The sequence below is a fragment of the Streptomyces shinuiensis genome (assembly GCF_043660855.1).
Classification (GTDB): Bacteria; Actinomycetota; Actinomycetes; order Streptomycetales; family Streptomycetaceae; genus Streptomyces.
The window spans coordinates 3,150,025-3,167,877 of record NZ_JBIHML010000001.1; the positions used below are offsets into that span (position 1 = coordinate 3,150,025).

Consider the following 17,853-nt stretch of genomic DNA (forward strand, 5'->3'; position numbering starts at 1 on the left):
GGGTGGGCGCATGGACGACCGGCGCCACGCCCTCCCCGACGGCTCTGACGGCCCCGAAGGCTCCGACGGCTCGCGCACCGCGCACGGCTCTCATGATGCCCGCGCCGGGGAGGGAACCGGAGAGGGCCGTCGGACAGGGGGTGCCGCCGGACGGTGGCGGCGCTTCAAGGGCTCGCCCTTCCTGCCCGCCACCGTGCTGTCGCTGCTCATCGCCGCCGCGGCCGGCCTCTTCGCCGGCTCGTACACCTACGCCATGGCCGATCCCACCCCGCGCCGCATCCCCGTCGCGGTCGTCGGCGCCGCCGGGAGCGACACCGCCGACCGGGAACGCGCGGAGGCCTTCGCCGACGCCGTGAGCGAGGACCTGCGCTCCTCCCTGGAACTGCGCGAGTACCCCACCGCCGCGGCGGCCGACGAGGCCCTGGAGTCGCAGAAGGTCTTCGCCGTGCTGCGCGCCTCCGCCGGCCCCGGCCGGGAGCGGCCGGTGCTGGAGGTCTCCAGTGCCTCGGGCGCCTCCGTCGCCGAACTGCTCACCGAGGCCGCCCGCTCGGCGGGCGAGGAGACCGGACTGCGGGTGGCGGTACGCGACGCCAAACCGCTGGACCCGGGCGACCCGCGCGGCCTGGCCCTGTTCTACGTCACCCTCGCGGCGGTGGTCACCGGCTTCATCGGGGCCATCCAGATGAGCATCCACGCCAGGGGCCTGAACCCCGCCGAGCGGATCGCCTTCACGGCCGCCTACTCGCTGCTGGGCGGCTTCGCCATCACCGCGGCCGTGGACTGGCTGCTGGACGCGGTCGACTTCCCCTTCGTCCACTCCTGGATGATCCTCGCCCTGACCATGTTCACCTCGGGCATGGTCTTCACCATGTTCCAGGCCCTGATCGGCCGCTGGGCCATGCTCCCCACCTGGGGCCTGATGGTCCTCATCGGCAACCCCTCCTCCGGGGGAGCGGTCTCCTGGCCCCTGCTGCCGTCACCGCTGGGAACCGTCGGCCGCTGGCTCCCGCCCGGCGCCTCCGTCAACGCCCAGCACACGGCCGTCTACTTCCCGGGCTATCCGCACGCGCAGCCCTATCTGGTGCTGACCGCCTGGGCGGTCGCCTCCTGCGCCGTCTTCTGGATCCTGCGCCACCGCCACCCGGGCGGCCGGGCCGGCGGCTCCTGACCCGGTACCGCGGGCCCGCTCAGGGGCGCCAGTACCGGCCGTCCTCGCGTTTGAGCAGGCACTCGTCGATCAGGTAGCGCCGCACTGTCACATGGTCGGTGGCCCCGCCCTCGCACCACACGCGCAGCCGGTCGTCCACCTCGCGCTCGCCGTAGACGCGGCCGGTCCCGAAGGAGCGCTCCACCACATGCCGCAGGACCGGCAGCCGCCGGCCCTTCCTGGCCGGCAGATGGACGATGCGCCCGCCCCGTACGGACCGGTGGAGCGGCTCCCCGGCGGCCTCCGCATCCCCGCTCTCCGCGCCCTGGGCGCGGGCGAGCTCCCGGAACCGCCCGGCCTCGACACGCAGCCCGCCGTCCCCGTCTCCTCCGTCCTCCCCGGCGACGAGTCCACCGTCCCGCAGCCGCCGCACGGCGACCGCGGCCTCGCGCACGGACAGGCCGGCGGACGCGGCCACCTCCGGCACGCTTCCGGCACCCAGCACCATCGCGGCGAAGGCGCGCAACCGCTGCGGCTCGGCGAACAGTCCCGCGAGATCTCCAGGCGTCATGCCCCTCACCCTGCCACCGGCCCGCCCCGTACCGCCTCCGGTTTTTCCGGCGCGGGCCCGACGAAGTACGACGGGTCTCGTACGTGAACTGTGCGGACCTTCACACCGTGGCCGGGCCATGTCCTCCCGTGCGGAGTATTCCGTCCGGCTGATCCCAGACCCGCAGCGCCGACCTCGGTGCCTGCCCCCGCCCGTTGGCGTACGGGTTGGCGTGAAGACGGTGAAAGCCCCGCTCCGGAGACCCGGAACGGGGCTTTCACCTGCGGTGGCTGGGGCCGGGGTCGAACCGGCGACCTTCCGCTTTTCAGGCGGACGCTCGTACCAACTGAGCTACCCAGCCGCAGCGGTCCTGACGGGATTTGAACCCGCGGCCTCCACCTTGACAGGGTGGCGAGCACTCCAAACTGCTCCACAGGACCAAGCTATGTACGAGCACCAGTCTCGCACAGGTTGTGCGTGCCCCCAACGGGATTCGAACCCGTGCTACCGCCTTGAAAGGGCGGCGTCCTGGGCCACTAGACGATGAGGGCTGATGGCCCACCTGGGCGCTTCCCAGCGCGTCGGGGACGTGAGAAGCATATGGGATGGCGGGACGGATCGCCAAAACGGATTTCCGGCGGCGCCCGGGCGGGCTAGTCGGCGGGCCGCCCGGACGGTGATCGGGACGGGGACTCGGACGGCGATTCGGACGGCGATTCGGAGGGTGAGCCGGAGGGGGACGGGGACGGGGAGCTGCCCGGCTCCACGTCCTCCGGCAGATGACGGCTGACCTCGGCCGTCGTCAGGCCCAGACCGCCCAGGGTGATCTCGTCCCACGCCTGGAGCTGCCTGGTGTCCCGGTCCAGGTAGAGCACCGAGGCCATCACCTTCTGCGGCTCGTCGCCCTCCACGGCCCGCAGTCCGCCGCCGCCCGTGGAGCCCTCGATCATCAGCCGGGTGCCCTCCTCCATCACCCGCGCCTCCCGGCGGTGGACGTGGCCGGCCAGCACCAGGGGCACGTCGCCGTCCGTCTGCTGGGCCGCGATCGGGTTGTGCGCGGCGGCGATGTGCACCGGCTTGCCCGCCGCCGCGCTCCTGCGCAGCGAGGCGGCCAGTTTCCGGCCCGCGACGCGCTCGGCCGCGTCGCCCTCGGCGACCACCGAGCGGTCCGGGGTGAACTGCGGGTCGCCGATGCCCGCGATCCGCAGGCCGCCCACGGTCACCGGCTTCCCGTCGTCCAGGACGTGGGTGTTGTCCAGCTCCTCGATGTACTTCTGGGTGGTGAGCGAGTCGTGGTTGCCGCGCACCCACACGTACGGCGCGCCGAGGTCCTCGACCGGGTCCAGGAAGCCGTTCTCGGCCGCGGTGCCGTGGTCCATGGTGTCGCCCGCGTCGATGATCACGGCGACTTCGTACTGCTCGACCAGCGACCTGATGATGTGCCACGCGGCCGGGTTGAGGTGGATGTCGGAGACGTGCAGCACACGGATGGTGCTGGGATCCGGCTGGTAGGCGGGGAGCGTGGACGTGGCGTCGTAGAGCTTGGTGACGTTGGTGACCAGGCGCGCCAGCTCCTGCTGGTAGACGTCGAAATCGGTGACGATGCTGCGCGCGTTGCCCACCACGCTCGGTGCGCTGGCCAGCAGTCCGGAGAACTTCGGCTCCAGCAGCGACTTCGGGTTCCACGTCGCGTAGGCGCTCGCGCCGGAGGTCGCCAGGAGCGCGAGCGCGAGGCCGCCCGCCGCGAGCGCGCGCCGCGGGCGCCGGTAGACGGCCAGGCCGAGCGCCGTGGCGCCGGCGACCACCGCGACGGAGGCCCTCACCGCCAGGTCCCGTGTGCCGGACTGCACATCGCGGGTGATCTGCCCCTCCAGACCGCTGATCCGCTCCGGGCGGTCTATCAGGGCCTGGGCGCGCTCGGGGTCGAGCTGGTCGATGTCGACGTCCAGGGCGAGCGGGGCGAGGTGGCTGTCCAGTTCGAGCGCGCCGAGCGGTGGCACGCTGATCTCGGTGCCCCCGGTCAGTGAGGGGCGCAGCGACATCCGGGTGTCCACCGGTCCCACGTCCGCCTTCACGCTCCCCACGACGAGCAGTCCCAGCCAGGCACCGAGCAGCGTGACGGCGGCCAGCGCGAACGCGCGGGCGTACGGGTGGGGGGTGTGGCTCAGGGAGTACACCGGCGCGGGCCGGTGTGCCCGGAAGCGGCGTCGCAGAGCACGGGGAACGGCTGCGGCCCAGCGGGCGGGGGCCCGGCGCGGCCGGAGGGGTTCTCGGCTCATGCCGTGCCATATGCCCGTCCGGGGGACGACTATGCGGCGGACGCGCGGCGTCTGCGCGGCGGCGGCCCGGTACACCGTTCCGCCGCCGTCCCGTGCGCCGTCCGCGTGCCTTGGCGGACAATGGGCGCGTGCTGGAGATGACGCGCGAGGAGTTCGAGGAACTGGTGGCCGAGGCGCTCGACCGGATCCCGCCGGAGCTGACGCGGCTCATGGACAACGTGGCGGTGTTCGTGGAGGACGAGCCGCCCGCCGAGGATCCCGAACTGCTCGGGCTCTACGAGGGCACGCCGCTGACCGAGCGCGGCGAGTGGTACGCGGGCGTCCTGCCGGACCGCATCACCGTCTACCGCGGGCCCACCCTGCGGATGTGCGAGCGCGACGGCGGCGACCGGCAGACGGTCGTCGAGGAGGTGGAGATCACCGTGGTGCACGAGATCGCCCACCACTTCGGCATCGACGACGAGCGGCTGCACGATCTGGGATACGCGTGAGCGGAGGCTTTCGGGAGGGGGCCGCGGAGGGTTCCGGGGACGGGGTGATCGATCCCGACGTCGATCTGCACGTACCCGCCCACCGCGCCGAGACCGCCGGGGCGCACGCGGCGGCCGTCCTCGCCGCCGTAGCGGCGGGCGGCGCGCTCGGCGCCTGCGCCCGGTACGGCCTCACGCTGGCGTGGCCCGCCGCGTCCGGCGGCTTCCCCTGGGCCGTCCTCGCCGTCAACGCCGCCGGGTGCGCGCTGATCGGCGTGCTGATGGCGCTGCTGGAGGAGCACGGCGGGACGCGGGCGCGCCATCCGCTGACGCGGCCCTTCCTGGGGGCGGGCGTGCTGGGTGGCTTCACCACCTTCTCCGTGTACGCGCTCGACGCCGTACGGCTGCTGGAGGAGGGCGCCGCGGGCACCGCGCTGCTGTACCTGGGCGCCACCCCGGCCGCCGCCCTCGGCGCCGTGTGGGCGGCCACCGCCGCGACCCGTGCGGCGGTGGCGCGGTGAGCTGGCTCCTGGTGGCGCTCGGCGGTGCGGCGGGCGCGTGCCTGCGGTACACGGTGGACCGCGCGGTGCAGTCGCGGCACGAGTCGCTCTTCCCCTGGGGCACCCTCACCGTCAACACCGCCGGCAGCCTGCTGCTGGGCCTGGTGACCGGTGCCGCCGGAGCGGGGGCGGCGGGGCCGGGGGCCGCCGCCCTGCTCGGCACGGGGCTGTGCGGCGCGCTGACGACGTACTCCACCTTCTCCTACGAGACGCTGCGGCTGGCCGAACGCGGCCACGGGCGGGCGGCGCTGGCGAACGCGGCCGTCACGCCGCCGGTCGCCCTGGGGGCGGTGTGGGCGGGTCTGGAGCTGACGCGTTACCTGTCGGGCTGAGGGGAGTTGGGCAGGGGGAGCCCGCCTCAGTCTCCCGCCTCCCGGAGGTGCCGCCCGTGCGCCCGTCCAGTCCCGCCCACCGCGAGCACGCCTCCGAGCACGCCCGCCGGCCCGCTCGTACGGACGCCCGCACGAGCGTCCGTACGGCTGCCGGCGCCCTGTTGCTGGCCACCCTCAGCGGCTGCATGACGGTCGGCTCCTCCGGAGGCGAGGGGGAGGGCGACGGCCGGCAGCCGGCCGGGCACCGGGTCTCCAGGCACGCCGGCGACCCGCGGCCGGGCAGCGGGGTCGCCCCGCGCGGCGGCGGGGCGGGGGAGCGGGGCGCGGACCACGGAGGGCAGGGCGGGCGGAAGGACCGGGGCGGTGAGGACGGGTCCCCGAAGCGGCCGTCCGGCTCGTCGTCCTCCTCCCCCTCGCCCTCCTCCGCAACCCCTCCGGCGGGCGCTCCGCGGTCGGACAAGCCTTCCCCCTCGGCGAGTTCGGGCAAGGGCGGAGGGCGTACGACCACCCCGGCCACCCCCTCGCGTACCGCCGCGCCACCATCCCCGGACCCCACGGCCCCGTCCGCCGGGCCCACACCGTCGCAGGGGAGCGGAGGCGCAGACGCCGGCGGAGGTGACGGCGACGGCGGGAGCGGCGGTACGGAGGCCGGCGCCGAGGGGCTTTCCGGACTGACGGCGCGGTACGGAATGAAGGGAGGGCCGTCCGTCGTCCGCTCCCCGTACGACATCCACGGAACCGGCGGCCCGCAGGACTCGGGCGGGCATTCCGGCTCCGCGGACCGGTAGACTTCCCCCCAGGCGGTCGCCATCGCCGTTCCTCCCGCCCCATCGGCAGCGCGGACAAGAGATTTGCGCTCGGGGAGGGGAGGTCGTATGGTGGCAGATCGTTTGCTCCCATTTGCCCGGCGCCGTGAATCAGTAGCGCGCCGTGTGGCGCGTTCCTCACCTGAGCCGTGGCTGACCGCATCGAGGCGGTCTTATGCGAAAACACGGAGTTGCGGGCGCGTGCCATGTGACTTCCGAGAGGTTTGTTTTCGCATGTCTGTGACCACCCCTGACGTCGTCCTGCCCGAGGACGAGCCGACGACCACGTTCGCCGACCTCGGTCTGCCCGGCGAGATCGTCCGCAAGCTCGCGCACAACGGCGTCACCGTCCCGTTCCCGATCCAGGTCGCGACCATCCCGGACGCGCTGGCGGGCAAGGACGTCCTCGGCCGCGGCCGCACCGGCTCCGGCAAGACGCTCAGCTTCGGCCTGCCGCTGCTGGCCCGCCTGACCGGCGGCCGCACCGAGCGCAAGCGCCCCCGCGGCGTCATCCTCACCCCCACCCGCGAACTGGCCATGCAGGTCAGCGACGCGCTCCAGCCGTACGGCGACGTCCTCGGCCTGAAGCTGAAGGTCGTCTGCGGCGGCACCTCGATGGGCAACCAGATCTCCGCCCTGGAGCGCGGCGTCGACATCCTCGTCGCCACCCCGGGCCGGCTGCGCGACCTGATCAACCGCGGCTCCTGCTCGCTGGACGACGTGGAGACCGCGATCCTGGACGAGGCCGACCAGATGGCCGACCTGGGCTTCCTGCCCGAGGTCACCGAACTGCTCGACCTGGTGCCGGCCGGCGGCCAGCGGATGCTGTTCTCCGCCACGCTGGAGAACGAGATCGACACCCTGGTGCGCCGCTACCTCGTCGACCCCGTCCACCACGAGGTGGACGCCGCCCAGGGCGCGGTCACGACGATGAGCCACCACGTGCTGATCGTGAAGCCGCGCGACAAGGCGCCGGTCACCGCCGCCATCGCCGCGCGCAAGGGCCGCACCATCGTCTTCGTCCGCACCCAGCTCGGTGCCGACCGCGTGGCCGAGCAGCTCCGCGAGGCGGGTGTGCGGGCGGACGCGCTGCACGGCGGCATGACGCAGGGCCTGCGCACCCGGACGCTGGCCGACTTCAAGGACGGCCGCGTCAACGTGCTGGTCGCCACCGATGTCGCCGCGCGCGGCATCCACGTCGACGACATCGACCTGGTGCTCAACGTGGACCCGGCCGGCGACCACAAGGACTACCTGCACCGCTCCGGCCGCACCGCCCGCGCGGGCCGCTCCGGCACGGTCGTCTCGCTGGCGCTGCCGCACCAGCGGCGGCAGATCTTCCGGCTGATGGAGGACGCGGGCGTGGACGCCTCGCGCCACATCATCGGCCGCGGCGACGCCTTCGACGACGACGTGGTGGAGATCACCGGCGCCCGGTCACTGACCGAGGTGCAGGCCGAGTCGGCGCTGAACGCCGCCAAGCAGGCCGAGCGCGAGGTGGCCGAGGTCACCCGGCAGCTGGAGCGCGCGCAGCGCCGCGCCGCCGAGCTGCGCGAGGAGGCCGACAAGCTGTCGGCGCGCGCCGCCCGCGAGCGGGGCGAAGACCCGGAGGCGGCCGTGGCCGCGGTCGCCGAGGCGACCGAGGCGGCGGTGGCCGAGTTCACCGCCGAGGCCGACGCGGCGGAGGCGAAGGCCGAGGCCGACGCGCGCCGGGCGCGCGAGGAGCGGTCGTACGAGCGCCGCGACGACCGGGGCAACTTCCGCCGCGACCGTGACGACCGCCGCCCGTACGGCCGTGACCGGGACCGTGACGACCGGCGCGACGACCGCGGCGACCGGCGGCCGTTCAACCGCGACCGGCGTGACGACCGCGGCGAGCGTGGCGACCGGCGGCCGTTCAACCGCGACCGCCGTGACGACCGCGGCGGCTTCCGCCGCGACAACGACCGGCGCGAGTTCGGCCACCGCGGCGGCGGGGACCGCCCGTTCAACCGGGACCGTGACGACCGCCGTCCGTTCAACCGCGACCGCGACCGTGACGACCGCCGCCCGTACGGCCGCCGTGACGATCACCGCGGCGGCGGCTACCAGGGCGGCGGCTACCAGGGCGGCGACCACCGAGGCGGCGGCCGCTCGTTCGACCGCCGTGCGGACAAGCCGCGCTGGAAGCGCAACGGCTGAGCCGGGCAGACCGGTTGAGGGCCCGGCCCGGAGCGATGCTCCGGGCCGGGCCCTTCGTCGTGTCCGGGCCGTGGGGGCGGTGAATATCGCGGTGCCGTTGTCACCGCCCGTTGGTAGCCTCCCGGAGGCTTGCACGGCGCGGCCTGCACGGCGGCTCGCCCCTATGGCTGACACCGCGGCCGCACGGAGCCTTCTCCCCCGGCCCCGCTTCCGCCCGCCTCCGCCGCGTGCGGGATGCGCGGAGGGCCTATGTCCCCGACGACCTTGAAGGATGATCAGGACGTGCGAAAGCACCGAAGAGCCGGCCACCGGTCCCGGTCGGCCCGGTTCGCGGCCGTGGCGGCGACCGCCTCCCTGGCCGTGACCGGTCTGCCGGCGGTGGCCGCCGCGGCGGAGAACAGCCCGCCGTCCCGGCCACTCGTCTCCGAGCTGTCCACCGGGAACGCCGAGTGCGCCGCCGGAGAGGACCGCCCGTACATCAGGACGCGTCCCCAGCTCCGGGCCGTACTCCACGATCCCGACGCCGCGCCGGTCGCGGGGGAGTTCGAGATCGACTGGAAGGACGCCGACGGCGAGCGGCAGCGGCGCACACTGGGCCCCACCACGTACAAGAAGAGCCGCTCCCCGTTCACCTTGTCCGCTCCTTCGGACATCCCCGCCCACACGGTGATCTCCTGGCGGGTACGGGCGCACGACGGCACGGAGTGGGGGCCGTGGAGCTCCTCCGGCGGGCAGCACCGCTGCGAGTTCGTCCACGACGACGAGGCCCCCGCCGCCCCGGCGGTCTCCTCCCCCGACTACCCCGACGACGATGTCTGGCACGACGGCGTGGGCGACTACGGGTCCTTCGTCCTCGGGGCGGCCGACGACGACACGGTGGCCTACCGGTACTCCTTCGACGGCGCCCCGTTCCGGACCGTCCGGGCGCCCGGTCCCGGCGAGCCGGTGACGGTCCGGTGGCTGCCCGAGGACAGCGGACCCCACTGGGCCGAGGCGCAGGCCGTGGACCGGGCCGGCAACACAAGCTCCCCCGCCCGGTACGGCTTCCGCGTCGGCGACGGCCGTGCCCCCGTGTCCCACTGGAAGCTGGCGGACCCGGCCGACTCCGCCGAAGCCGCGGACGAGTCCGGCCGGCACCCGGCCACGGCCGGCGGCGGAGTGGAGTTCGGCGCGGCCGGTCCCTCCGGCACGTCCGTCGCCTCGGCGGCCGCTCTCGACGGCACCGCGGACGCCTACCTCGCGCCCGGCACCACCGCCGTGGACACCACCCGGGCGTTCTCCACGGGGCTCTGGGTGCGTCCCCGGAGCGTGGACCGCGACATGACGGCGGCCGCTCTCGACGGCACCGCGGACGCCTACCTCGCGCCCGGCACCACCGCCGTGGACACCACCCGGGCGTTCTCCACGGGGCTCTGGGTGCGTCCCCGGAGCGTGGACCGCGACATGACGGCGGTCGGTCAGGACGGCGCCTCGGGCGGCCCCTTCACCCTCGGCCTCGACGCGGACGGCGGCGCGGACGGCACGGGCCCGGCATGGACCTTCGAGCTGCCGACCGGATCCGGCCCCCTGCGGGTCCGGGGCGGCCACCCGGCGGCCGGGCAGTGGGCCCACCTCGCCGGTGTGTACGACCCGGTGGCGGGCACGGCCCGGCTGTACGTGAACGGCCGCGCCGTGGCCACCGCCGAGCCGGCCGCCGGCGCCGCGGCCACGGGGGCGCTGCAGATCGGCCGCGCCCACCGGGACGGGGAGACCGACGGCCACTGGCACGGCGAACTCGCCGGCGTCCGGGCATGGGACCGGATCGCCGCCGCCGGCGAGCTGACGGAGCTGGCGGAGCGCGGGGCCGAGCGCACCGGCTACTGGCAGCTCAACGAGGCGCCGGACGGCACCAGTCCCGAGTACGGCGGCGGCCAGGGGCTGACCCTGGAGGGCGACGCCGGGGTCTTCGTGCCGGAGTGCAGCACGGACACCGACATCTTCTGCGATGCCGAGCAGCCCCTGGTCGGCGCCGGACACCTGCGGCTCGACGGCGACGGCGACCACGCGGCCACCGCGGCGCCGCCCGTCGCCACGGACGACGGCTTCACCCTGGCCGCCCGGGTGCGCGTCGCCGAGTACGAACCGTCCCGCGACATGGCCGTGCTCTCCCTGCCCGGCGAGCACGCCAACGCCCTCGTCGTCCGCTACCGCGCCGGCGTCCACCGGTGGGAGCTGTCCGTCTCCCACGAGGACCGCGCGGACGCCGGGACGACCACCGTCACGGCCGAGCCCTACGCGGGTGACCCCCGGGGCCAGCACCTGGCGGTGGTGTACGACGCGAGCGGCGGCACCGTCCGCCTCTACGTGGACGGCAGCCTCCACGCCTCGGCCGAGGCGGACCTCCCCGCCTCCCGCACCTGGGCGGCCACCGGCGGTCTCCAGGTGGGCCGTGCGCTGACGGCCGGCGGCTGGGGCGAGTACCTGCACGGTGACGTGGACGAGGTCCGGGCCTACTCGGGCACACTCACCGAGTCCCAGCTCATGACGCTGAGCATGCCCTTGGAGACGCCCGGTCTGTAGACCGCGCCGACCCACCGGCTGTGACACCGTGTGCAATGCCTTCGGAACGCGGCCGGTGGGCGGGCTATGCTTCGTGGGCGGGCCGTTAGCTCAATTGGCAGAGCAGTGGACTTTTAATCCATTGGTTGTGGGTTCGAGTCCCACACGGCCTACCGAGAAAGCCCAGTTCAGACACTGTCTGGACTGGGCTTCTTGTCGTTTCAGGGCCGTTGAAGATCGTTAGCTGGCCCGATGCTGGACCGAGCGCCGGACGATTACCCCTTCGCGCCGTTGCTATCCAACCCTGGGTTGGATAGTGTGCTCGGTGATGGATACGCCACCTTGGCGCGAGCGAGTGCGCATGGAGGAAGAGCTGCTGGAACAGCTCAGAACCCAGACGTCACGAGCAGCGAAGCGCCGCGCAGCGGCCTTGCTGGATGGCGTGACCGAACTCGGCAGTGTGTACGCGGTCGCCAAGGAACTTGGCCGTAGCCACACGGCCATCGACAAGGCCATCAAGAAGCACCGGCCCGCTGGAACGAGCCGGGACACAACCGCATAACGCAGAACGGGAGCCAGGCGGCAGCTCCCTCCGGTGCTGGAACACCGGAGGAGCCCGGGCGCCGCCTGACTCCCTGACCGAAGAACCCCCTGCTGCTACCAGGAGGACTCGGCTATGGCCGATCATTTCACGTCCGTGCGCCCCGACGCGCCCCCGCCCGCCCGGCGAACCATCGCCGTCGGCGTCATCCGCCGCTCCGGCGGCCGCACCACCACGCTCACCGCCACCCAGGCCGGCGCCACCGGCAGCATCCGCCCGGCGGTGCCCCAGTGAGCCGCCACACGGCCGTAGAGACGGCCCACCAGATCCTCGCCGACACCGAGGACATCAGCTTCCTGGAGCCCACCGACGCGGCCGCCGCGGTCGGCCGCCTGCGGGGCGCCGTGCGCGGCCTGCTCGCCGTGCTGGAGGTCCAGCCCCTCACCGAGCGGGTGGCGGTGCAGAACAGCGCCGAGGTGGACAACTTGCTGCGGGTGCGTCGGCGGGAGTTCGCCGCGCTGCGTGCCACGCTGGAGGCCGCCGACCGTCTCGACCAGGCGCTGCTCTCCTTGCTGCTGCCGGGCGGTGAGGGCCAGTGAGCACGCTGATGTCCGCCGCCACCCTGGCGGCGCCGCTCGCGGCCGGATGGGGCGCTCACACCCTGGTGTGGCGTCGCCGCCTCGACCGGGCCCGCCGCGACCCGCTGACCGGCCTGCACACCCGCCACGGGTGGACGGTGCGTGCCGAGCGCATCATCGCCCGGCCCGGCGCCGTCGTGCTGCTGGTCGACCTCGACCGCTTCAAGCAGATCAACGACACCTTCGGCCACGCCGCCGGCGACGCCGTCCTGGTGGCGGCCGCCGAACGGCTCGCCTGCTGGTGCGGCGACACCGGAGCGGCCGGGCGTCTGGGCGGAGACGAGTTCGCCGCGGTCGCCAGCTCGCCGTGCGGCACCGTGCCGCAGCTGCGCGCGGCGCTTGCCGAGCCCGTGGCCGTCGACGGCCAGGCGGTGCCGACGTCGGTCAGCGTGGGCGCGGTCCGCGTCGCCGACCTGTCGGTCCCGGTCCTGTCGGCCGCGCTGGAGGCCGCGGACCGGGCGATGTACGAGGCCAAGGGCACCCCGGGCCGTCGAGGGGGTGATCGCTGATGGACAACCAGCAGGAGCCGCAGACCCCGCCGCTGGACGGACCGACTGCCAACGAGGCCGAGGTCGACGCCGCGCTGTTCGACCACGACGAAGAGGAATCCACCCGATGAGTGCCCACGACAAGCTGTACGCCGACCGCCGGGCCAAGGCCGCCGCCCGCGCCCGCGCTGCCGTCGAGGACGCCCGCGCACTCGACCTGTCCGACGAACGGGCCGTCTACCAGATGCTCGGACGCCTGCCGGTCGTCATCGAGGACCTGCTGGACGTCTTCGACGGCCAGGACCCGCAGGACGGCGGTGAGGGCCGGTGAACGCTCTCTCGCGTGAGCAGAAGACCGTCCTCGGCATCGCCGGGGCCCTGATGCTGGCCACCGGGGTGGCCGGCGGTATCGGCACCTACTCCAACATCGTCGCCGAGTTCGGCCGCGCCGCCACCGCGGTGGGCATGGTCGCGGCCGGTGAAGGGGCGACGCTGGTGCTCGCCCTGGTGATGGTCGGCGTGACCCTGCTGGGGCAGGCCGCGCCGGCGCCGGTCCGCATCGGCCTGTGGCTGGCCCCGGTGGTCGCCTCGGCCGTCGGGCTGTCCGTCGCCGACAACGTGACGGAGGCGGTCATCTACGGCGTCTCCCCGATGGGCATGTGCGTGGCCGCCGAAGGGCTCGGGTTCCTCGCCCGCCGGGTCGTGGTCTACCGCACCGGCCACGATGCCGAAGCACAGCGGCGCAACGCCGAGGCCGTCCAGCAGCTCGCCTACCACCGGGCGATGGCCGATGGACACCCGATCAAGTGGGTGCGGCGCCGCTCGGACCTGAAAGCGTGGAGGCTGGCGCGGAAGGTAGGCGTCGGTGACCTGGAGCTCGGTTCCCGGCTGGTGGCCGTGCAGCGGGAGCGGCTGACCGGCGGCGCGGACGCGGCGCTGGTGGGCATGTTCGGCGCGACCCCGGTGGTGCCTGCCCAGCAGCAGCGGGAGGACGCCGAGGAGCCGGAGACGGCGCCCGAGGTGACCGTCTCTCGGGTCGACGCCGGGCCGGGCGAGGACCGGCCCGAGCCGGTCATGCCGCCGGTCGCCGAGCTGGAGTTCCGGCCCATCGTGTGGCCGCCCCAGGTGACCACCGAGAAGCGGCCCGAGGTGACCGCCGCCGTACCCGCCGAGACCCCCCGCGAGGTGGTCACCGAGGTGGTCACCCTCACCCCCGCCGAGCTGCGCAAACGCGCCCGTGCGCTGAACCGGGAGGCGGTCAGGTCGACCGGCCGTCCGGTGACCATCGCGCGGCTGCGCGAGGAGTACGGGCTGTCGCGTCGTGAGGCGACCGAGCTGCGCCGCGAGGTGCTGGGGGAGGAGCGGTCATGAGCGATGCCGAGAAGGCCGCCGCCGACGCGGTGCAGGCTGCCCAGCAGTCGGAGCAGTACGCGCTGCTGCTGGCCGCCGTCCAGGCCGCCCAGGCGCAGCAGCAGGCCTCGTGCCAGCACTCGCACTCGGTGCCGGCGCCGCAGTCGAGCAACGTCGGGAAGTGGGTGGCCGCCGGGGTCGGTGGCTCGGTCTTCCTCCTGGCCGTCGCCGTCTCCGCCGTCGCGGTCGCCGTCTCGGCCGTGGCGCTGACGGTGTGCCTGCTGGTGCTCCGGTCGGTGTGGCAGGACATCCGGGCCGAGCGGGAGGAGCGCCGCGGCTGACCGGCTGCCTGTCCTCGCCCGGCCACCACGGCGGGCGGGGGCGGGGAGCCGGGGCAGCCCCGGCCCAACCCCGAGAGGAGTCCGGCATGACCAAGAAGGACACGAAGCGCTGCTGGATCTGCGGATCCGGTGGGCCGCTGAAGGAGGAGCGGACGCTCCTCGGCTTCAAGAAGTGGATCTGCGCGGCGAGCCGCTGCCGAGGCGCCTGACGGCTCCCGGCTCACCCCCACCAACCCGAGAGGACACCGACCACCCATGACCACCGAGCAGCAGACCACCGCCCCCGCCACCGAGCCCCAGGGCACCCACCAGTACTTCCTCACCCTCCAGGTCCCGACCGGCGGAGGGTTCGTCATCCAAACCTGGAGCGGCACCTGGACCCCGCCCGCCGGCACCACCCGCCACGACTTCTACCGGCTGCTCCGCGACGACATCGCCCGCAACAGCCCCGAGTTCGCCCACGCCTCGGTCCTGTTCTTCGACATCCAGCGGAACACCCTGTGACCCCCCGCCGACACCGAGAGGAGCCCGCTATGGGCCTGTTCCGTCGCACCACCTCCGCCCGCTCCGCCTACACCACCGAGCCCACCACCGACCCGGAGACCGGCCGGCCCGCCATCGGCCTGCGGTCCGGCATGACCGGCGGTCACATCGTCTCCTTCCACGCCACCCGCGAGGAGGCCGAGAAGGCCGCCGACCAGCTCGCCGCCCAGTGGGACCAGCTCAACCGCAGCTGACCAGGAAGGAACCCGTGATGAGCACACCAACCCGCATCTACACCCCGGCCGAGCGCCGCAAGCGGGCCGCCCTGGTGGCCCGCGGCACCCGGCAGGCATTCGCCGACGCCGTCGACCCGCGCATCCAGCGGCAGCTGGACGCCATCGACGCCGCGGCCGCCGACCGGGCCGCCCGCGAGCAGGCCGCGCTGCAGCGGCAGCTCGAGGACGCGAAGAACGAACTCGCCACCGCCCGCGCCCAGGAGAAGGCCGCGTCCCGGGAGGAGCGGACGGCCGCCAAGACCGCGCGGAAGGCGGCCGAGGACCGGCTGCGCCGCTGCGAACGCGCGCTGCGCCGGTAGAGACCCCCGGGGCGGCCGCCGTGCCTGCCAGCGTGACCGGCCGCCCCGGGCCCCTGACCGCTTCTGAGAACCGCCAGGAAGGAACCATGATGACCGAACAGACGATGACCCGCGTCAACGGGCACGCCAAGCCGAAAGTCTCCCTGCTCAAGTTCGACACCGACGCCGAGCTACGCGCCCAGGCCGCCGAGCAGCCCCGCCCCGCCGACGTACCGGGGCCGGCGGAGGTGCGGGCCCCGGTGTGGGTGCGCTCGGGCCGGGCGGTACGCACCGCGGCCACCCATGAGCGGACCCGCACCGCGGCCCGGCTGGCGGTCCGGCACAGCCTGTATGTGCTCGGCGGCACCCGGATCGTGGCCCGCCGCGCCTGGGACGGGCGCACCGCCGCCCGCTACGAGCGGATGATCCGGGCGGCCGAGGCGGCCGGGAAGTGGGAGGAGGCCAAGGAGTGGGAGGAGCGCGGCACCCGCTACCGGCAGCAGCGCCACCAGCGGCGCATGGAACTGCTGAAGGCCCCGCACATGGCCGCCAAGGGCATCGCGGTCGGCACCGCCGCAGGGGCCGGCGGGCTGCTCCTCCTGGGCGGGGCGCTAGCCGTCGCCAACGAGGACCCCACCTGGATCCTCGCCCCCACCATGACCGTGCTCGAGGCCATCAACTGGGCGGTCATCATCGGCTCGGTGGTGTGGGGCCCGCTGGCCATGCTCGGCCCGTGGCTGTGCCTGCTCGGCCTGTGGGACCTCGGCCGCCGCCGGCAGACCGCCCCCACCTGGGCGCTGCCCGCCGCGCAGCGCAGCACCGATGGTGAGCCCATCACCCCGTCCATCGTGGTCAAGGCCCTGCGCGACCTGGGTATCGCGTCGCTGCGCAAGGCCATCCAGGCCATGGACGACTCCGGCGCGTCGATGCTCTCGCCCATCACCATCGCCGGATGCGGCGTGGAAGTCGACGTCACCCTGCCCTCGGGCGTCAGCACGGACGAGGTGCAAGGCCGGCGGCGCAAGCTGGCGGAGAACCTCGGCCGCCACGAGCACGAGGTGTTCATCACCCTGGCGCCCGCGGCCCGCACGGTGCGGCTGTGGATCGCCGACTCCGGCGCCCTGGACGAGCCGATCGGCCCGTCCCCGCTGGTGGTCGACGAGACGCTGACCGCCGACCTGTACACCGGGGCCGCTCCCTGGGGTCAGGACCTGCGCGGGGACGCGGCCGCGCTCTCGCTGTTGCAGCGGCACCTGCTCATCACCGGCCTGTCGAACCAGGGCAAGACCGCCGCCCTGCGCGCCCTGGCCCTGTGGCTGGCCCAGGACGGCTCGGTGGAGTTCCGCATCGCCGACCTGAAGGGCGTCGGGGACTGGGGCATGTTCGAGGGCCTGGCCACGGTCCTCATCCAGGGCCCGACCGACGAGCACGCGGCCGAGGCCACCCACATGGTGGAGGAGGGCGTGGCCGAGCTGGAGCGGCGCAACAGCGCGCTGAAGGACTCCGGATCGACCCAGGGCGTCACCCGGGAGATGGCCCGCACCGACCCCAGGTTCCGCCCCCTGGTGCTCATCGTGGACGAGGCGCAGGTGGCGTTCATGAACCCGCTCAAGGGCGACGACGGCCGCCCCTATGGCGGCACCAAGGCCACCTCCCGGTACTTCATGGCCGCCCGCAAGGTCCACAACCAGGGCCGGGCCGTGAACGTCACCCTGTGGCAGGGCACCCAGGACCCCACCAACGAGAACCTGCCCAAGCTGGTGCGCGAGGGCGCCCACATCCGGGCGTCGCTGGTGGTGGGCACCGAGGAGCAGGCCCGCATGGCGCTGGGGGACAAGGCCGTCGACGGCGGCGCCGCCCCGCACAAGCTGCGCCAGGGCCTGGACAAGGGCACCGTGGTGGTCGCGGGCGACGGGGTGAAGCTGGCGCCGGGGCAGTCCTCCATCACCATCCGCACCCACTACATCGACGGCGACCAGGCCACCGAGCTCGCCGAGCGGGCCAAGACCCGCCGGGCCGGGGTGACCACCGCCAGCCACGTGGCCGGCGGCCCGTCCGTCGACCCGCTGGCGGACATCGCGGCCGTCCTCGGCGACGCCCCGCGGCTGCGCACCCAGGAGGTGCTGCAGCGGCTCGCCGAGCGGAACCCGGCCGAGTACCGCGACTGGAAGTTCGGCGACCTGCGGGAGGTGCTGGAGGCCGTCGATGCCGCCCCCCACAAGTCCGACGGAGTGATGGTCGTGGACCGCGCCAAGGTCGAAACCGCCCTCAGCCGGCGGGACGCCGAGACTGAGGAGGACGTCGTCGAGTAGCAGGGAGGCACGGCGAGAGGAGGGAGTTCTCCCTGACCAGCTCCCTCGCTCTGACTCCCTGCCCTGACCTGCAAAAACCCCCTGCCAGGGAAGCAGGGAAGACAGAGAGAAACCCCCTCCCAGGGCTGTCTGGGAGGGGGTTTCTCGTAGGTCCTCACGCTTCCCTGACGGGTAAGGCCCTGCCCGCGACGGGGGGGCGCGGGCAGGGCCCCAGTCCCGCCCCTCGGCTGAGCGCCGTCCGCCCGCCCCGGTGGGCGTCCCGG

Annotated in this window: 21 protein-coding genes and 4 tRNA genes; 20 read left to right on the forward strand and 5 right to left on the reverse strand. The window is 74.1% G+C overall.

Translation table 11 applies throughout. From position 1 onward, the window contains the following. Positions 1-10: 10 nt before the first annotated feature. On the forward strand, positions 11-1,168 hold the full coding sequence (locus ACGRHY_RS14275) for an ABC transporter permease (RefSeq protein ID WP_394635721.1): 1,158 nt from the start codon (positions 11-13) through the stop codon (positions 1,166-1,168). Positions 1,169-1,187: 19 nt separating this feature from the next. On the opposite strand, the gene ACGRHY_RS14280 is transcribed toward ACGRHY_RS14275, so the two are convergent. From ACGRHY_RS14280 to ACGRHY_RS14300, 5 genes are all read right to left on the reverse strand, one after another. Further along, a complete protein-coding gene (locus ACGRHY_RS14280) occupies positions 1,188-1,718 on the reverse strand; it encodes a DUF2087 domain-containing protein (protein WP_394635722.1) in 531 nt (176 codons plus the stop codon). A gap of 266 nt (positions 1,719-1,984) precedes the next feature. After that, positions 1,985-2,058: transfer RNA gene (locus ACGRHY_RS14285), tRNA-Phe, on the reverse strand. Positions 2,059-2,062: 4 nt separating this feature from the next. Further along, positions 2,063-2,137 (reverse strand) — tRNA-Asp (locus tag ACGRHY_RS14290). Between the two features lie 38 nt (positions 2,138-2,175). Continuing rightward, positions 2,176-2,248: transfer RNA gene (locus ACGRHY_RS14295), tRNA-Glu, on the reverse strand. Positions 2,249-2,350: 102 nt separating this feature from the next. Beyond that, a complete protein-coding gene (locus ACGRHY_RS14300; protein ID WP_394635723.1) occupies positions 2,351-3,976 on the reverse strand; it encodes a metallophosphoesterase family protein in 1,626 nt (541 codons plus the stop codon). Positions 3,977-4,104: 128 nt separating this feature from the next. Here ACGRHY_RS14300 and ACGRHY_RS14305 point away from each other — a divergent pair, with 128 nt between their 5' ends. The 19 genes from ACGRHY_RS14305 to ACGRHY_RS14395 all read left to right on the forward strand — a co-directional run bounded on the left by ACGRHY_RS14305 (position 4,105) and on the right by ACGRHY_RS14395 (position 17,590). Beyond that, positions 4,105-4,467 (forward strand): metallopeptidase family protein, encoded by a 363-nt coding sequence (locus ACGRHY_RS14305; protein WP_394635724.1) that lies wholly within the window; start codon positions 4,105-4,107, stop codon positions 4,465-4,467. Positions 4,468-4,511: 44 nt separating this feature from the next. Further along, on the forward strand, positions 4,512-4,967 hold the full coding sequence (locus ACGRHY_RS14310; protein WP_394635725.1) for a FluC/FEX family fluoride channel: 456 nt from the start codon (positions 4,512-4,514) through the stop codon (positions 4,965-4,967). Further along, a complete protein-coding gene (crcB, locus tag ACGRHY_RS14315) occupies positions 4,964-5,338 on the forward strand; it encodes a fluoride efflux transporter CrcB (RefSeq protein ID WP_394635726.1) in 375 nt (124 codons plus the stop codon). Before ACGRHY_RS14310 ends, crcB begins: the two co-directional genes overlap by 4 nt. Before the next feature lie 56 nt (positions 5,339-5,394). Then, on the forward strand, positions 5,395-6,126 hold the full coding sequence (locus ACGRHY_RS14320; protein WP_394635727.1) for a hypothetical protein: 732 nt from the start codon (positions 5,395-5,397) through the stop codon (positions 6,124-6,126). A 252-nt stretch (positions 6,127-6,378) separates the two neighbouring features. After that, entirely contained in the window at positions 6,379-8,325 is a 1,947-nt protein-coding gene (locus ACGRHY_RS14325) for a DEAD/DEAH box helicase (RefSeq protein ID WP_394635728.1), read from the forward strand. Positions 8,326-8,607: 282 nt separating this feature from the next. After that, positions 8,608-10,884 carry a LamG-like jellyroll fold domain-containing protein gene (locus ACGRHY_RS14330; RefSeq protein WP_394635729.1) on the forward strand — a complete coding sequence of 759 codons (2,277 nt, stop codon included), beginning with the start codon at positions 8,608-8,610 and terminating at the stop codon, positions 10,882-10,884. A 79-nt stretch (positions 10,885-10,963) separates the two neighbouring features. Further along, positions 10,964-11,036, forward strand: a tRNA-Lys gene (locus ACGRHY_RS14335). Between the two features lie 188 nt (positions 11,037-11,224). Further along, on the forward strand, positions 11,225-11,425 hold the full coding sequence (locus ACGRHY_RS14340) for a hypothetical protein (RefSeq protein ID WP_394635730.1): 201 nt from the start codon (positions 11,225-11,227) through the stop codon (positions 11,423-11,425). Between the two features lie 114 nt (positions 11,426-11,539). Beyond that, positions 11,540-11,698, forward strand: coding sequence for a hypothetical protein (locus ACGRHY_RS14345; protein WP_394635731.1), 159 nt, complete (start codon positions 11,540-11,542; stop codon positions 11,696-11,698). Further along, complete coding sequence (locus ACGRHY_RS14350) at positions 11,695-12,003, forward strand: hypothetical protein (RefSeq protein ID WP_394635732.1); 309 nt, start codon at positions 11,695-11,697, stop codon at positions 12,001-12,003. The genes ACGRHY_RS14345 and ACGRHY_RS14350 overlap by 4 nt, the downstream gene beginning before the upstream one ends. Further along, positions 12,000-12,551 carry a GGDEF domain-containing protein gene (locus ACGRHY_RS14355; RefSeq protein WP_394635733.1) on the forward strand — a complete coding sequence of 184 codons (552 nt, stop codon included), beginning with the start codon at positions 12,000-12,002 and terminating at the stop codon, positions 12,549-12,551. The genes ACGRHY_RS14350 and ACGRHY_RS14355 overlap by 4 nt, the downstream gene beginning before the upstream one ends. A gap of 106 nt (positions 12,552-12,657) precedes the next feature. Beyond that, positions 12,658-12,861: a hypothetical protein gene (locus ACGRHY_RS14360; protein ID WP_394635734.1), complete on the forward strand. Its 204-nt coding sequence runs from the start codon at positions 12,658-12,660 to the stop codon at positions 12,859-12,861. Continuing rightward, positions 12,858-13,901: a hypothetical protein gene (locus ACGRHY_RS14365; protein ID WP_394635735.1), complete on the forward strand. Its 1,044-nt coding sequence runs from the start codon at positions 12,858-12,860 to the stop codon at positions 13,899-13,901. The genes ACGRHY_RS14360 and ACGRHY_RS14365 overlap by 4 nt, the downstream gene beginning before the upstream one ends. Beyond that, a complete protein-coding gene (locus ACGRHY_RS14370) occupies positions 13,898-14,221 on the forward strand; it encodes a hypothetical protein (RefSeq protein ID WP_394635736.1) in 324 nt (107 codons plus the stop codon). The genes ACGRHY_RS14365 and ACGRHY_RS14370 overlap by 4 nt, the downstream gene beginning before the upstream one ends. A gap of 86 nt (positions 14,222-14,307) precedes the next feature. Next, complete coding sequence (locus ACGRHY_RS14375) at positions 14,308-14,430, forward strand: hypothetical protein (RefSeq protein WP_394635737.1); 123 nt, start codon at positions 14,308-14,310, stop codon at positions 14,428-14,430. A 46-nt stretch (positions 14,431-14,476) separates the two neighbouring features. Beyond that, complete coding sequence (locus tag ACGRHY_RS14380; RefSeq protein WP_394635738.1) at positions 14,477-14,725, forward strand: hypothetical protein; 249 nt, start codon at positions 14,477-14,479, stop codon at positions 14,723-14,725. Positions 14,726-14,754: 29 nt separating this feature from the next. Then, positions 14,755-14,958: a hypothetical protein gene (locus ACGRHY_RS14385; protein ID WP_394635739.1), complete on the forward strand. Its 204-nt coding sequence runs from the start codon at positions 14,755-14,757 to the stop codon at positions 14,956-14,958. Positions 14,959-14,975: 17 nt separating this feature from the next. Beyond that, positions 14,976-15,299 (forward strand): hypothetical protein, encoded by a 324-nt coding sequence (locus ACGRHY_RS14390; RefSeq protein ID WP_394635740.1) that lies wholly within the window; start codon positions 14,976-14,978, stop codon positions 15,297-15,299. 89 nt (positions 15,300-15,388) lie between these two features. Then, complete coding sequence (locus ACGRHY_RS14395; protein ID WP_394638046.1) at positions 15,389-17,590, forward strand: FtsK/SpoIIIE domain-containing protein; 2,202 nt, start codon at positions 15,389-15,391, stop codon at positions 17,588-17,590. The last annotated feature ends 263 nt before the right edge of the window (positions 17,591-17,853 follow it).